This is a genomic window from Pelosinus sp. UFO1 (genome assembly GCF_000725345.1).
GTDB lineage: Bacteria > Bacillota > Negativicutes > DSM-13327 > DSM-13327 > Pelosinus.
Genome location: NZ_CP008852.1, coordinates 1358157 through 1372928, shown reverse-complemented (window position 1 = coordinate 1372928; position 14772 = coordinate 1358157). Strand labels below are relative to the sequence as shown.

Here is a 14772-nt window from a genome sequence, read left to right as displayed (position 1 = left end):
TATGTCAATAACCCCGTCCCATGGTGTCTCTTTACGCGGCGTAAGCCCCCAAAGTGGATTCAATGATGGTGTTTTCCCCGGGGCAAACGGCGCAGTTTCTTCTCACTAACGGCTTCTCAACAAACCGAATTGCCGCAGCCGCTAATACTGCGGCAACCTTGATTCCATTATAAATTTCAGTTACAATAGAATCAAATACATATATTAGTATAAATAATATAACCATTTGGTTATATTGTGGAGGCATCATGTTTAGAGGAAAAGAATATATTTATGAAGTATACAAAGAACAAAGCTTTTCAAAAGCAGCACAAAATCTCTATATCAGCCAACCAGCTTTAAGCGCTTCAATCAAAAAAATTGAAAAGCGCCTCGGATGTTGTATATTTGACCGAAGCAGTAACCCTGTTCACTTAACAGAAGCCGGCACCGAGTATGTAAAATCCATAGAAAAAATTATGGATATTGAAAATCGGTTTGAAAACTATCTCAGCAATTTAAACCAATTAAAAACAGGCCGCCTTTCTATTGGCGCAAGTAATGTTTTTGCTTCATATATTCTTCCGGCAATCATCACCAAATTCACCACTAAATACCCTTCTATTAAAGTAAATCTAGCGGAAGCCAATAGTACCCATTTAGAAGATCAACTATTTTCGGGCTCACTTGATTTTGTATTTGATAATAACCCCCAGAATGAACTAATCTGTGAAAAACACTTTTTCTACCGTGAATGTCTAATTCTTACCGTTCCTCAAAAATTTCCTTCAAACAGTCTTGCCCAAGAATACCAATTATCAATAGACGATATCCGCAAAGGGATACACTTAAAACCAGCGACAAAGCCCGTGCCTTTGTCACTATTTACCCACGATCCATGCATTTTTTTAAGGGCCGGAAACGATACGCGAATTCGTGCAGATAAAATTTTCCAAGAACACGGCATAACACCCAAAATCATTTTGGAATTAGATCAGTTAGCTACAGCTTATAATGTTTCTTGTTCTGGCATGGGAATTACCATCATTAGCGATACCTTAGCTCAAAAAACAAACTACTCTTCAGATATGCTATATTACAAAATAAATAGTTCTCACACATTCCGCAACGTATTCTTCTACAATAAACAAAATAAATATATCACCAAAGCTATGGAAGAATTTATAAAAATAGCAAAAAAAACAGATAGCTAACACTAACTAAATCGTTAGTAATCTCTTTTAGTTTCGTTGGACACGAAGCGCTCCAAAATCCTGCCCAATTGTCTAAAACAAACGCCCTCAGCCCTTCTAAATATCAGGCTGAAGGCGTTTTAGCTGTTGCCAGTAGAACGATTCACGTCAGTTATTTGGGTGTCTATTACACACGCGCCATCAATGGCAAGTGGAATAGCCTATGCTTAAGACACAGACTTGTCTTCTCGTTTCGCTTTTTCGAATGCCTCATCACCCCAAGGGTGCCAATCGACTGGGTTATAGGCAATTGGAGCAAATATGGACTCTTTTCATTTATCAATCTATTTGGCTTTTTGTCCACAAAAACACCTCCAAAGTTAGTTCCATTACATGGCATGTTCTTAAGTAATATGTAAAAAAAGTATTAGCATTACGCTAATACTTTTCTTAAATTTATATCTTATAGCAATAAAAAACCAACTAATATTATGTCTTCCAAGATTGGTAATTGTTCTCTCAATTTTTTTAATTTGTTAAAATTTCAATAAACTTCTTTACAGCTGTAGAAACTGGAGTTCCTTTCAATTGAACAACCCCAATCGCTCTTTCAGGTATTTCTTCCTGTACAGTCATTTCAAAAACTTCTTCATTTTCTAGCTCTTCCTTTATAAAATTTTTGATTACACAAGAAATTCCTAAACCTCTTTTAGCAAATTCCACTAAAAGGTCTACAGAACCTAGTTCAATTTCGGGGCATAATTTTGTACCATTTGCTTCAGCATAGTTGTCAATAAAATTTCTTGAATTACTATCTTTTTCTAGTAGCATCATTGGATACTCTACTAATTTTTTTAGCGAAATAGGTAATAAGCTAAGATGCTTAAACTTTTTTCCCACAATAAAGCAGTCCTGAATTTTGAGAGTTTGTGTCAATTCAAGAGAACAATCATCTTTTATTGGAAGATTTATAACTCCTAAATCGATTTTTCCCCCTTTCAACAAATCAATAATTTCAAACGTAGTTTGATTAGTTACATGAATTCTTATGTCTGGATATGCCACTGTGTACTTTTCCAAATATGAAATAAGATAATATTTACAAAGTGTATCGCTTACACCAATTCTTATTTGCCCAGCTTGAAGGTTCTGCATTTCCAAAAATTTTTGCTCCGCAGTTTTGAAAAAGCTATATCCTTGTTCAATATATTTAAAAAAGACATTTCCTTCATCAGTTAATTTAACTCCTTTAGGAGTTCTAATAAATAATTGACCGCCCAGCTTATATTCTAACATTTTAATAGATTGGCTTACCGCTGGTTGGGATGTACAAAGTTCTTTAGCAGCTTTTGATATGCTTCCTATCGTAGCAGTCACATAGAATACACGATAAAGTTCCAAATTAATATACATATAACTACACCTTATATCTCCTATATTAGATATCAATTTTAAATATATCAATGAAACAATTATAATTAATAAGGGGGCATTAATCAACATCTTATATTATGTGGAGGGGCTTATAATGATTATTGATAATAATCCAAAAGAAAAAGAAGCCATGGAGGCATTTAAAAGAGATGAACGCTCACTAGGGTATAAACTTCAAGATGAATTTGTAGCAGAACTGAGAGAAAGCATAGGGAAAGTAGACCATTGCACCTGTAAAAAAGCATGTAAGCATCATGGAAAATGCATAGAATGTGTTGCTATACACCGAGCACACAGAGACCATCTTCCAAATTGCTTTAGAAGTATGGTTAATGAAAGAATTGAAAAACTTTCTGAATTAACCGAACACAGTATTAAAGAACAATAAAAAAGTAATGGAATTGAGTACTGAAAAATCTTAAAGGTCTACAACTCACGTTAGGTGTAGTATAGACTTGCTTGTTATTATTTCAAGAATTGAACGAAACCTGCATGGAAACATTTTCCATGCAGGTTTCTATAAGTTATCTCAAAATCATGAACTGCTTGCCTTTCCATAGGAACCAATCCACGGAGTGTAAGCACGCTGCATAAGATCTGGCGACTTTTCTTTGGCTAATCTCTATTGGTATACCTCCGAGCCTTGACAGCTAATCGTTCATTCCAGCTTTCATCCTTTATTTAAGTTCTGTTAAATTTTGCTGGATCTCCATTAGCTGTTCGGCTGGAACTCCGCCATCTAAGGCTGAGAGCAAACTTAAATAAAAGTCATCAGCCTGTTCCGTCATGTGCGAGATTAATTGTTCAAGCTCATCTTCCATGACATTTCCATATAGAGCCTGTATCCGTTTTTGTTCATTCTGTAAATACTCATCTGCTGCAGAGCTCAGCACACGATACATCTCATCACTCATTAATTTACTTTCATTTTTTTCAAAAAATGATTTTGGATTTTTAAAATAAGCCATTGCTTGCGAAAACAGCCCGTACTGAATATCTTTGAAAGCGACTTCAAAATCAATTTGTGCTTTATTCTCAAATTCAAAAAGGGAAAAAGATAAATCCTGATTCATCTCACGAATCTTTTCGACAAGCATTTCTTGATACTCTGCTGTTATTTTTTCAGCAAAGCGATCCAGTCTTACCGTCGTTGCTCTCATTTCCTGGGCAAAGTCAAACCCAATTTGTTCGAGTAATTCGTCCAGTGCATTCTGCAGAACTTTTTTCAGGTTACGGCCATCATCGCGTAACACAGTAGGATTGAATGCTTCTTTAAAGAAATCAGTAAAACGTAAAAATACCCGCTGCTTGATATAATAAATTAATTCTTCTGTTTCCTGATACAGGCGGTTTTTTAAATCTTGTGCCGTCTGCTTAACAAGAATTTCGTTTATACCCGCTTTCTCCGCTTGGATATTTGCCCGTTTTCGCTGCTTAACTGCAGCATCCTCTCTGGTACTATCAATGAGCTTTGCTACTAAACGAGAAACACGGTTCAGTTCATTTTCAGATGCTCGAGCCGCCAAGTTAGCCAAATCATTGGTAATAAAATGATAAAAAGCCTCCTCAAAAGCTGACATTCCTGAAACGGGAAGGGTTGTCTTTTCCTCTTTTTCTTTCAGTGCCTGTAAGCTTGATAATGGATATAAGTGAGGATTTCTGACTCCATATTTCATTAGCTGCTCGTGGACATATAGAGTAACGGTTTCCTTTTCTTCCTCGTTATCGGCTAAATCAATGGCATTTATCATAAAAAACATTTTATCTAATTGAAATGAATCCTTTACACGCCCCAACTGAATTAAAAACTCTCGATCTGCTTTTGAAAATGCATGATTATAGTAGGTTACAAACAAAATCGCATCTGAATTTTTGATAAATTCAAAGGCCACTCCCGTGTGACGGGCATTAATGGAATCCGCCCCCGGGGTATCGACTAAAGTAATTCCTTTACGGGTTAACGGACAATCATAATAAAGATCAATCCATTCGACAAAGCAGGATTTTTCTTCTATTGCAACATAATCACTAAATTCCGTTACCGTTTTTTTGAGTACAGTACCTAGCTGTTCACTAAAAGCAGCATACCCCCGGGTAAATGCCTGCAAAAAAGCATAATTTGTCTTCTCGGCTGCACCCTGCTGGCCCAAATGCCCATTGAGCTTTTCTACTTTTGTCCTTGCATCGGCTAAGCTCTCCCCATGAAAATCAAATAGTTTCAAGGCATGATTTACCTCTTCGAGCATCGCACGTTCCTCTTTAAGCTTAATGAGAACAGTCCCATGTGAATATGACTCATTGATCGGCTTAATTTTGTTTATTGCCGCTGTCATTGGATTTGGTGAAACAGGTAACACTCTTTCTCCGATTAACGCATTCGCAAAAGAAGATTTACCAGCACTAAATGCCCCGAATAAGGCAACAGTAAAACCTTTATGATCTAATCTTTCCGCTTTTTCCTTCAGTTCACCTGCAAGCTTCTTAAAGCCTGGCAACCCTTGAACAAGCTGTGCCGTCTTCTTCAATTTTTCAGCTGTCTGTTTCATCCGGTCTGAGGCGTTAGCGGGTAATGGAGTTTTTTCTTTTAGGATCGGCTTGTTCATCGGGAGACTCGATTTTTTCTGCACCTGCTCAGCCTGTCCGGTTTCCCCATAAACTACCTCAAATTCCTCTTCTTTCAGATCAAACAAATGGAAACGGTCATCCTCCACCCCATTTGTCTCGATAAGCAGCATTTCGAGCGACCTTTGCTCAAGACTCTCAGCTGACTCATATTTTTTCACCTGCTCAAGTGCAGTGATATACCGTTCTAAGTTTGCTGATTTTTGGGTTATTCTTGCTTGGAGTGCTGTATTTCTATCCTGCAGGGCATTTAGTATTTCGATCTTAAGCTCAGCTAAACCGCTTTTAGCCAAAAGTTTAATTTCAGTTGCTACATTATCCGTGTAATTTATAACATAAGTGTCGGATAAACGTGCCCCCGTTTTTACAGCAGCTTCTAATAAGTCCTTTGAAAAATGAACATTGAAGTTCTGGATTTTGGCGAGCAGTTCTTTATTTTCAACCCGCTTGTCCTTTAAAAATCGCAACAGAAAATCACGAAGATGCCACTCTATCTGTGATTTTGTTTTTTCGAGTATTCCCTGGTAAAAGAGATTTAGTCTTTCCTCTCTTGCAGCTAAGGTTTTTTGTTTTGTAAACAGCCATCCAACCTTAAATTCGCTCTGACACGATTCAAGATAGCCCTCCGCAAGCGCCCTGGTTTCAAACGGCATTAAATAGGCATTTGCCATGATTTTATTGACCTCGGAATCAAATTCGCTTTCTGCCTTTTCGGGCCCCTCGCCTAAAGCGTTTTTCTCTTCACTCAGCCTGTTGTAGTTATCTGCTAAATCTTCCTGCTCCTTAACGGATAATTCATTTAAGATATCCTTGAATGGCTCTAGCTCCATTTCATTCTTCTTCTTTGTTATATCCAAATGGTCTTTGATGATTTTTTGCAGTGAATGAAAAATAGATTGAAGGAGTAAGCTATCTTTTTCCTTTAATCGCTCCGCCAAAAAAGCCTGCAGCTCTAGAAATTGATTATATTCATGATCATCTTGTTTTAAAGAGGTATAAAAAATATCCGCTGGTTTTACTCCCCATGATGAGAAAGATTCAACCACACTTGTTTTAAATTCCGAAAAGGAAAGTTCCTGATTGGAATGCTTATCAACTTGGTTAATGACAAGATAAACCTCTTTGCCAGCCTCTGTTAACTCTTTTGTAAACATAAAATTCAATTCTGATTGAACATGATTATAATCCATTACATAAAAAATCAAATCAGCAAGGTGAATGGCGGATTCCGTGGCAATACGATGGGCATCATCTGCAGAATCAATACCGGGAGTATCCATAATAACGGTTTGACTTGGCAGCTTAGAATCAGAATGGCTAATTTCAATTGCCTGAATTTGGTCCCCATCTTTGCAATAGTTTTTTACCATTTTATAATCATAGGGAGCGAGATATAAACGAGGTTTTTCATTTTTAAAAAATACCTTTACATACTCTTCTCCCGCTTTGACTTTTACAAGATTGGCACTGGTTGGAATTGGGCTTGAAGGCAGTAAATTTTCCCCCACCAAGCGATTAATTATCGTTGATTTCCCTGCAGAAAAATGTCCGCAAAATGCAATGGCAAATTCCTTATTTACTAATTTACCTGCTAATTGCTTAACTTTGACCGCGTTTTCTTGATCATTGTGTTTTACTAAATATTCATAAGCAGCTAAAAGCTTCCCCTTTAATGATCGAATTGTCACTTGACGATTCTCAGTTTGGATCATAAACAATTTCCCCTTATAACAAACTTCGTAATACTTTATTTTATACTATACTGCCACTAATGAGCAACGTTATGTTATCCACTACGCGCAGTATCCTACAGTAATTATAAAAATCAAGATCAAGAAACCCGCGAAATTCGCGGGTTTCTTGATGATATACAATGTAAAATTTTCATATAAAATGTTACTTTTATAGGCATGCCGCCATTGGCATGCAAACCATTTATCATTTTTTCGGAAATAATATATCTTTATAATCGAATTCTGCTTGATAAATTGCCGTTAAAGGATTATGAGCTACCATCCCATCACATTGTATGTAATCCAATCCGGTTGCCTTCACTGTCTTCGAAATAAGCGCAGAAACCATATTCTCCAATACTCGTCTTAGGGATCAGTTCTTTACCTTTATTCGCAACTACCTTGTTCAGAGTACCGGCAATGTCAGCCACAGAAAAGTATACCATCGTACCAGCGTAGGATGGCACAAAGTGTTCCTCTTTGACCAGTGCCCCGCCAATTCCCGGAACCCCCATTTCCATCGGAAACATAGCCATTTGTCTCGGCCCCATGTCAATAACAGTTAATTTTCGATCAAACACCGCTTCATAGAATGCCTTACCTCTTCCCATGTCTACTACAGGAATCTCGAACCAAATGACCGGATTAATTTCGTTATCCATATTTTTTCCACACTCCTACTCAATTGCTTTTTTTCAGTAAGTTTCACTAGCCAGAAGCGATGTTCTTCGTCCTGCTGACACCTAGTATAACCAACATTCCAGTGACTATCTCCTTTTTTTCCTCTTCAATTTAATTCTATAATTTTGTAAAAGAAATCAGCTATACCCAATAGATAAGAAGACAGGCTTATCTCCTGTTTTAGCCTTTTGGAAAGCTTTATCGCCCAAGGATACCAATCTACAGGATTGTAAGCGTGTTGCAGAAGGTACGGCGACTTTTCCTCGGCTAATCGATTGGGGACTTATTTTTTTTGCATATGACCACCGCTCTTTAAATCGTCTCATCTTATGATTTGCCTAACCTTGCAATAACATTCACGACCTCGCTGATAAAAATAATAATACAGACACTTGTCTGTATTATTATTTTCAAAACGACCATTGGGAACAGCAGTAAAGTCAAAGAAATTTCATTATTTTCCCATTCTCGCTACTAGCTTATGCCACAAGTGCTTTTCCAAGAAACTTCCCTCTACACTGTCTTCCATGTCCAAAAACATTTTGTACGAAACAGAAAATGACAGCATGTCAGCTTCGACCATGGGGCGCACTGTAATATCAGTCAACCCCACTACTGCTCTTGGATTTTCCTTCTGTGCTTCAGCGTAGGGAATAAGAAAAATAGACTGACACCCTGAGCTAAAAGGTATCATAACATTTTCATTTCCTGGTCTATAATAGTTTGCAAGTACCGTAAGTGATGATAACTGATCAGTATTAACATAAAACACAATTAACTCGGGTATTTCCTTCGTAGTATCAATTTGTGATAAAGGTTTAAAGACGACATACTGATAGGGAATATCAGTTATTGGTAAGCACTCAACATATTCTGTTCCTAGTTCTGGATTTTTTTTATATCCTTCCCCTTCAAATTGACCGCTTTTACCAACTGACAAAAAATATTCAATTCCACCTGGATAATTGGGAAATTGGCCAAACCCTAGTCCTGTTTTACCGCCATTACATACTGTCGTTTTACGTTCAAAAACTGATATTTTGCCTTTTGCCGCAGCAATAAATAACGGAATTGTGCAACTCCACTGCCCTTCCTTACCCTGGAGTGCCCCTTCTGGTTTTTCATTGCTAAGTAAAATAGCTACAGGTTCATAACGCAAGTTCAATTTTTCGACCAAACAGCTTTCCATATACTCTACCTCACTTTTCTTATTTAATAATGGCTCCACAAATATCACTTGTCCAAATTATAGGTGTCTTCTTATAACATTCCCCCTTTGAGTAATTAGCTACAATCCTAAAATAATAAACAGGGTATCTTGATGAGTTTACATAGATAATTATTATGATTATTATCTATTTTAGTTGTTGTGACAACTAAAATCACAAAAAAACAGTCATTTAATATTATCGTATATTTGATTTAACATTTTTTTCATCTCTGATACTTGATGTTTTTCCAATCCTATTGTTGCTTTATCCAATAGGTGCATAACCCTGGGAATTAATTGTTCACGCAATGCCCACCCACTGTCTGTCAAAAATATTTGAAATGCTCTCTTATCCACTGGATGATGATTTCGAACAATGAACCCCTTTATGATTAGTTTCTCCAGAATGCGATTCGTATTCGGTTTATCTTTAAACGTCATATCTGCCAACTCTTTAGGGGTAATGCCTTCTTGTTCCCATAAACAATTAAGTATAGCCCATTGCTCTGGAGTAATATCATTTTCTTTTAATCGTTGAAACAATTCATTTTTTAGTTTTGTGTTAACTTTATTTAGTATAAACCCTAAAGAATCATCTAACTTAAACTTCATTTATATCACCTTTATATCATCATAATATAATTGTCTTGACAACTATATTTTACGTTTCCAGCAACGATTAGTCAATTATTAAAATAACTACGAGCTAAACTTAAATTATCTCCAGTATAGTATAAAACTGACGTGGAAATGCTAGCCGCATCAGTTTGCTAATGGAAATTTAATTTTTAAGGGTCAGTTCGTCGGAGCAGTTTTTTAATGTATTCCACTTAGAATTTTGCAACCATCTTCTAATTAAACCAATAGCTATATATGGTTCCTTTTTAAAAACAACTCACTTTTATGGGGAAACCCAAAATTTTTGTAGAATTTCCCCATCGGTATATATAAACTCTTTCTCCAATATACTTCCACAATTTAGGATACTCATTTACTAGACAGCAATAATTCAAGTTCATTCATAAAATCACCTTAGTACCTAAATAGTATATCTACCTATAAATTCCCCATAACCATGCCAATCTTCATGCCATCAAAAAAGCCCTTGTTATAGTGCATATACGTAGCTGTCACAACTAACTGGGTAACGGCTTCACTCACTTTTCCCGGCTGCCCTTCTAATAGTTGATCGACTTGTTCCATTATCGTTGTATATTCACTCGAGAAGGCACCAAATTGTAACTTCTCTTCTGCTTTCTCTTGGCGCATAAAAATAAATTCTTGCCAATCACGTAATGCATCCCCTTTATCCATCCATTGGCCGGTAAGCATACTTTTAATGGGCACGTTAATCTCTTCTCTCCCCTTCTGGGGTTGAATGGTCTCCACTCTTTCTTTCAAATTCCTTTGGCAGCGCCGGCTTATCATTTTTCTCTTAGCTTTTATTGATACCAATTTATATCCCCCCATATTCATACTGCATGGGGGCTTCTTCTACCTAAAGATACGAATAGAAGAAGCCAGCACACAGCTAGTATAATGGGAGAAATTAAAAAGCCCATGCGAGGTTTTTTAAACCTACACATGCGCTTTGCTTCATCTTGATTGCATGCAGACGCTCAGCCTCTGCCAGAGCTACAATCCTACTATCCCGAACATACCATCCCTTGTTTTCAAGGAAAGATCACGGTATAATAAATTGTCGTCGTAGACAGGTAACTGTTACGTGTAGGTGCCTATACACCTGCTCGTGCCTGAGAGTGCTCCAACACTCTTAGGACACGGCGACTTTTTAATTTCCACCTATTTCTAATTATATTACTTTTCCCTTGGATTGCAAGCAAAAAAGTAGCGTGAAAATCAGCAAAATATTTAAATGCAACGCCTGCAAAGTCAAGCTACTTTGCAGGCGTTTTTCTATGAATATCATCTGATAAAAATCCCGTCTTGATTAGCATTTCTTCTACTTGATTATATGAATTATTCGCTTTTATCTGATACTCATTTTTCTCATCTTGCCTGAGGCATCCGCACCATTTTTCATAAAAATATTCTAGATAATGATTGTATCCTTTTTCTCTCCAATCATCAATTAATGATAGAAAGTGTTTCTCTTTACTATCATATTCTAAAACTATATTTTCCAATCCTTGATTATTTAATCTCTGGTATTTATGAAAGTGTATTATACCTGGTCCACTTAATCGTCCTTTCTTTGTTAATTTTGACTTTTTCTCATCTGAATAACCAAGTAGTAATGTAATTAGAGGAAAACAATATTTCTCAGGAAGATTTAGCAACTTGTACATTCTATCAATATTTCCTCTGTGTACGCAATTACTGAAAAAAGAATCAATTCCAAGGGATTTTCCAACAATAGCAGCCGTTTGTGCAGCAAGAATTGTATCCGTACTACCAGTTATAAAATCTACAATAGGTATTCCCTGTTTATATTGAAATCCCAAATATTCAGCAGCATCGATTACTCTATTATAATCAACACAGAATACAAGCATTATGCTGCCAACATATCCGATTTCCTTCATGACTTCTTTATCATCTACAACTATAATTGAATAGGTCTGTCTGGCTGATGCTGTAGCTGCATTTACGCATGATTTTAATATAACTGACAAATGTTCCTTTGGTATATTTCTATCAGAAAAATTTCTAACGGTTTTAAGATTTTCTATTATTCTTATAGTCTCATTCATTGTTAACACTCCCTTAAAATATATCTTTCCTATTTGTATTCCCCCACTTTAATTTACAGCAGTAGTTCGCCGCCGAACTATTACTGTAAAAATTAACGGGTAAAATTATATATTACCCGATCTAATAATGAAAGTAATATTTCAATTTCCTCTTCATTAAAATCTTTAAAGAACTCTTTCATTACATTTTGTGAAATCTCTTTGAAGTCTGTTTTTATGCTTAACCCCTTTTCAGTTAATACTATATATGAGTATCTTTTGTCTTCTAAGTTTGATTCTTTCGTAACATATCCAGCTTTCAACAATCTATCAACTAACTGAGTAACTGTAGACTTTGAACGGCCAATTCCTTCACTTATTTCTTTCATAGTTAATTTTCTATGATTCTCATAGAGTATATCTAATATATTGCCATGGGATACTACAAGTCCCTCAATACCACGCTTTCTTAGTTCACACTCAATGTAGTCGATAACTTCATTTCTAATTTTTGAGATTTTAGATATAGCTAAATATTTATTCATCATAAACAGTCTTCTCACTTTTGTAATTATTACTATAAGTATAGTTCGTCACCGAACTAATAGCAAGTTTATTTTTAATAAAAAAATTCCAAGGCAACGGCAAATTGGAAATAATGTATCCGGTTTTTGAGATAGCTTACTGCTTATTTTGTATCCTTAATAATTCTTCTTGCAATGCCCAGATCTGATCCTGTAAATATTGATTTCGCTGCTGCAATTCGCTAATTATTTCTCTGATATTATCTCCATCAGTTTTCGCCGCATCTTCCTTACTGACTGTCGTTATTTTATTTTCTTTTGTTGCTTCCACTTGTTTAGCCAGGGTATTTTCTTCGGCCTCCTTGGCTGCCGTCAAGACGGCAATCAGTGCCACTACTTCGCCTAGATAAATAAGAATTCGTCCAAGTAAACCAGCATTCACAGCATTTAATCCTTGAGCAAGAAACAATCCTACAATGGTTAAAACAATTGTAGAATCTTGAGGATTCTCTGTCAGATTTTCAAAAGCCATCCTAGCATCATCCTTATACTCAATTTAGTATATAATATGATTGTGAGTATGAGAAAGAACTAGCTGGTGAGCACAAACTGCCAACTCTTTAAACGAAAGACTAATAGAGGGCTGACCTAAATAATTTAGATCAGCCCTCTTTTTATAGTTTAACGAAGGATGCACTACAATTTCATTAGCTTTGATACTGTCAAAGACCTAAATCATAAATCCTGTTGGCGTTGTTAAAAAACACTTTGTCATGATGTTTTTCTGGAATAATATGCGCAACAAACTCAATATAGTTGGAGATATTAGCCAGCGGCCAATCTGTCCCATACAGCAGGCGTTCATAGTTGTCCAGGTATTCCAACCATACTTTTAAGAAGTTAATATAGCCATGCTTTTTTTCGAAAAAATCCGGCATGCTATCGATCCGGCCTTCCAAAATTCCCGAAAGGTCGGCAGCTACATTTTCATTTTTCTCAATAACCGCGATAGCGTCTACAAGCCAGGGATTGCCAATATGACACATAACAAACTGAACATGAGGATAGCGTACCGCTGCCTCATCCAAAGTCATAGGATGACTGTATTTCAACAAGGCATTGCTGGTAGCAGTCAATCCGGTATGAACGGCCACTGGTTTTTTATACTGCATTGCCAGCTGATAAAACGGGTCAACCACCGGATCGTAAATATAAAAGTGATTGTAGCCTGGATATAGCTTAATGCCTACACAATTTTTTCTTTGCAAATGTTTTTCTACCAAATACGCTTGCTGCACCACCTCTTCCACTTTAAAGCAGGTGCTATCCAGTCCGATGCAATAGCTAAGATAGTCAGGGTAATCATGCTCGCAGAGCTCCAGACTCCGGTTGCCCATGACCACACCATGGACAATATTATGGGCAGCATATTGGTCTTTCAGATGTGCACTGGTATTTTTATGGCCCGCCAATTCTGCAATCTGGTCAAAGTAAGGCTCCTGGCAAAAGTGGATGTGGGCGTCAATAATCTTCATTGGGCATTAGTCCTTCCTCAAATGTTTTCATATGCGTGTATTCTATCCTACATTATCTTTAGCCTGTTTTTTAGAGAGTAACGCATATATATCTTTATCATACCATCGTACACTGCTAATGAAAAGTAGTAGGCTTATTTGCCTATTTCTTGCTGCAAAAGTTGAGTTATTAAAATATCTTTTCGCCCAATTTAGAAGGTATGGTCGTTGTCCCTACTTAAAGTTTTCGACTTGGGTTTTATATCTTTTCTGCGCCAAATGCAAACTCCATGCCGGAAATAACCGCTCCAACCACCAGAAGAGCTTCCACCAGCTCGGAAGAACAATAATTGCCTTATTCTTGGCGATCGCATCCACTGCTTTTACAGCAAAAAGCTCCGGTGGCATCGGCCTTAACTTCTCTATCATTTTTTCCATATTTTCCTGTTGCTGTGGCGAAATATCCATAAGCATTTTCCCATACTTTCCGCCCCCTTTGAGAATCGGGGTACGAATAAACCCGGGACAGAGAACGCTTACGCGAATCCCTAACGGAGCGGCTTCAATCCGCAGTGTCTTTGACAGTCCGACAACAGCATGTTTAGTGGTTGTGTAGCTTATACTCCCTGGCGAAGCTAACAAACCAGCCAATGAGGCGGTGTTAACGATATGGCCAAATCCCTGCTCCCGCATAATCTGGTAAGTTACCTGAATTCCATGTATTACGCCTCGGAGATTGACATCAAGAACAGAATCCCAGTCTTCGATTTTGTAAACAGAAGCTGGGCCGAATGTACCAATTCCAGCATTATTAAACATATAGTCTAATCTGCCAGTGCGTTTGATGGTTTTATAAATCATCGCTTCGACAGCATCAAAACTAGTAACATCAAGCTCTGCTGCGCTTGCTTTCCCACCTGCAGTACGGATTGTCTCAGCAACCTCCTCCGCCAAGTCTATCTGCCGATCGGCAAGAACCACTTCACAACCCCGTTTTGCCAATTCTCTGCCAAGTGCAGCACCAATTCCCGATGCACCACCAGTAATAATCGCAACAGCCCCATTATAAACTCGAATTGTTTCATTTGATTCCATACAGATACCTCCATAAAAGAGTTAAAGTACGTGATGTTCCGTTTACTATTTACAGATTATTAATTACTTGTCGAGACAAGTATTAAATTTAAAA

Annotated in this window: 15 protein-coding genes; 2 read left to right on the top strand and 13 right to left on the bottom strand. The window is 37.0% G+C overall.

Translation table 11 applies throughout. The features are described from left to right. Nucleotides 1-248: 248 nt before the first annotated feature. Complete coding sequence (locus tag UFO1_RS06135; protein ID WP_038669139.1) at nucleotides 249-1193, top strand: LysR family transcriptional regulator; 945 nt, start codon at nucleotides 249-251, stop codon at nucleotides 1191-1193. A 206-nt stretch (nucleotides 1194-1399) separates the two neighbouring features. Here the strand turns inward: UFO1_RS06135 and UFO1_RS25665 are convergent, their stop codons facing one another. Beyond that, a complete protein-coding gene (locus UFO1_RS25665) occupies nucleotides 1400-1483 on the bottom strand; it encodes a DUF255 domain-containing protein (RefSeq protein WP_236639409.1) in 84 nt (27 codons plus the stop codon). Between the two features lie 217 nt (nucleotides 1484-1700). Continuing rightward, a complete protein-coding gene (locus UFO1_RS06130) occupies nucleotides 1701-2585 on the bottom strand; it encodes a LysR family transcriptional regulator (RefSeq protein WP_038669136.1) in 885 nt (294 codons plus the stop codon). Between the two features lie 115 nt (nucleotides 2586-2700). Here UFO1_RS06130 and UFO1_RS06125 point away from each other — a divergent pair, with 115 nt between their 5' ends. Next, nucleotides 2701-2994, top strand: a complete 294-nt coding sequence (locus UFO1_RS06125) for a hypothetical protein (protein WP_038669134.1) — start codon at nucleotides 2701-2703, stop codon at nucleotides 2992-2994. Between the two features lie 289 nt (nucleotides 2995-3283). Here the strand turns inward: UFO1_RS06125 and UFO1_RS06120 are convergent, their stop codons facing one another. The 11 genes from UFO1_RS06120 to UFO1_RS06075 form a co-directional block, all read right to left on the bottom strand. Beyond that, nucleotides 3284-6940: a dynamin family protein gene (locus UFO1_RS06120; RefSeq protein WP_038669131.1), complete on the bottom strand. Its 3657-nt coding sequence runs from the start codon at nucleotides 6938-6940 to the stop codon at nucleotides 3284-3286. A 308-nt stretch (nucleotides 6941-7248) separates the two neighbouring features. Beyond that, on the bottom strand, nucleotides 7249-7623 hold the full coding sequence (locus UFO1_RS06115) for a VOC family protein (RefSeq protein WP_038669128.1): 375 nt from the start codon (nucleotides 7621-7623) through the stop codon (nucleotides 7249-7251). 125 nt (nucleotides 7624-7748) lie between these two features. Next, nucleotides 7749-7886 carry a thioredoxin domain-containing protein gene (locus UFO1_RS24345; RefSeq protein ID WP_236639408.1) on the bottom strand — a complete coding sequence of 46 codons (138 nt, stop codon included), beginning with the start codon at nucleotides 7884-7886 and terminating at the stop codon, nucleotides 7749-7751. Nucleotides 7887-8096: 210 nt separating this feature from the next. Continuing rightward, nucleotides 8097-8831 (bottom strand): DUF169 domain-containing protein, encoded by a 735-nt coding sequence (locus UFO1_RS06110; RefSeq protein ID WP_038674960.1) that lies wholly within the window; start codon nucleotides 8829-8831, stop codon nucleotides 8097-8099. 207 nt (nucleotides 8832-9038) lie between these two features. Beyond that, a complete protein-coding gene (locus UFO1_RS06105; protein ID WP_038669125.1) occupies nucleotides 9039-9464 on the bottom strand; it encodes a MarR family winged helix-turn-helix transcriptional regulator in 426 nt (141 codons plus the stop codon). Nucleotides 9465-9908: 444 nt separating this feature from the next. After that, nucleotides 9909-10280, bottom strand: a complete 372-nt coding sequence (locus UFO1_RS06100) for a hypothetical protein (RefSeq protein WP_051789095.1) — start codon at nucleotides 10278-10280, stop codon at nucleotides 9909-9911. 470 nt (nucleotides 10281-10750) lie between these two features. Continuing rightward, nucleotides 10751-11566, bottom strand: a complete 816-nt coding sequence (locus UFO1_RS06095; protein WP_038669122.1) for a nitroreductase family protein — start codon at nucleotides 11564-11566, stop codon at nucleotides 10751-10753. A 92-nt stretch (nucleotides 11567-11658) separates the two neighbouring features. Continuing rightward, the gene (locus tag UFO1_RS06090) at nucleotides 11659-12093 is read right to left on the bottom strand and encodes a MarR family winged helix-turn-helix transcriptional regulator (RefSeq protein ID WP_038669119.1); all 435 of its coding nucleotides are present in this window, start codon (nucleotides 12091-12093) and stop codon (nucleotides 11659-11661) included. A gap of 133 nt (nucleotides 12094-12226) precedes the next feature. After that, entirely contained in the window at nucleotides 12227-12601 is a 375-nt protein-coding gene (locus UFO1_RS06085) for a hypothetical protein (RefSeq protein ID WP_038669116.1), read from the bottom strand. A 190-nt stretch (nucleotides 12602-12791) separates the two neighbouring features. Next, nucleotides 12792-13604 carry an amidohydrolase family protein gene (locus UFO1_RS06080; protein WP_038669113.1) on the bottom strand — a complete coding sequence of 271 codons (813 nt, stop codon included), beginning with the start codon at nucleotides 13602-13604 and terminating at the stop codon, nucleotides 12792-12794. A 213-nt stretch (nucleotides 13605-13817) separates the two neighbouring features. Next, nucleotides 13818-14678 carry an SDR family oxidoreductase gene (locus UFO1_RS06075; protein ID WP_038669109.1) on the bottom strand — a complete coding sequence of 287 codons (861 nt, stop codon included), beginning with the start codon at nucleotides 14676-14678 and terminating at the stop codon, nucleotides 13818-13820. Between the last annotated feature and the right edge of the window lie 94 nt (nucleotides 14679-14772).

Coding starts and splice junctions, on each gene's coding strand:
- UFO1_RS06135 (WP_038669139.1), top strand. CDS start 249: ATGTTTAGAGGAAAAGAATATATTTATGAAGTATACAAAGAACAAAGC.
- UFO1_RS06130 (WP_038669136.1), bottom strand. CDS start 2,585: ATGTATATTAATTTGGAACTTTATCGTGTATTCTATGTGACTGCTACG.
- UFO1_RS06125 (WP_038669134.1), top strand. CDS start 2,701: ATGATTATTGATAATAATCCAAAAGAAAAAGAAGCCATGGAGGCATTT.
- UFO1_RS06120 (WP_038669131.1), bottom strand. CDS start 6,940: ATGATCCAAACTGAGAATCGTCAAGTGACAATTCGATCATTAAAGGGG.
- UFO1_RS06115 (WP_038669128.1), bottom strand. CDS start 7,623: ATGGATAACGAAATTAATCCGGTCATTTGGTTCGAGATTCCTGTAGTA.
- UFO1_RS06110 (WP_038674960.1), bottom strand. CDS start 8,831: ATGGAAAGCTGTTTGGTCGAAAAATTGAACTTGCGTTATGAACCTGTA.
- UFO1_RS06105 (WP_038669125.1), bottom strand. CDS start 9,464: ATGAAGTTTAAGTTAGATGATTCTTTAGGGTTTATACTAAATAAAGTT.
- UFO1_RS06100 (WP_051789095.1), bottom strand. CDS start 10,280: ATGATAAGCCGGCGCTGCCAAAGGAATTTGAAAGAAAGAGTGGAGACC.
- UFO1_RS06095 (WP_038669122.1), bottom strand. CDS start 11,566: ATGAATGAGACTATAAGAATAATAGAAAATCTTAAAACCGTTAGAAAT.
- UFO1_RS06090 (WP_038669119.1), bottom strand. CDS start 12,093: ATGATGAATAAATATTTAGCTATATCTAAAATCTCAAAAATTAGAAAT.
- UFO1_RS06085 (WP_038669116.1), bottom strand. CDS start 12,601: ATGGCTTTTGAAAATCTGACAGAGAATCCTCAAGATTCTACAATTGTT.
- UFO1_RS06080 (WP_038669113.1), bottom strand. CDS start 13,604: ATGAAGATTATTGACGCCCACATCCACTTTTGCCAGGAGCCTTACTTT.
- UFO1_RS06075 (WP_038669109.1), bottom strand. CDS start 14,678: ATGGAATCAAATGAAACAATTCGAGTTTATAATGGGGCTGTTGCGATT.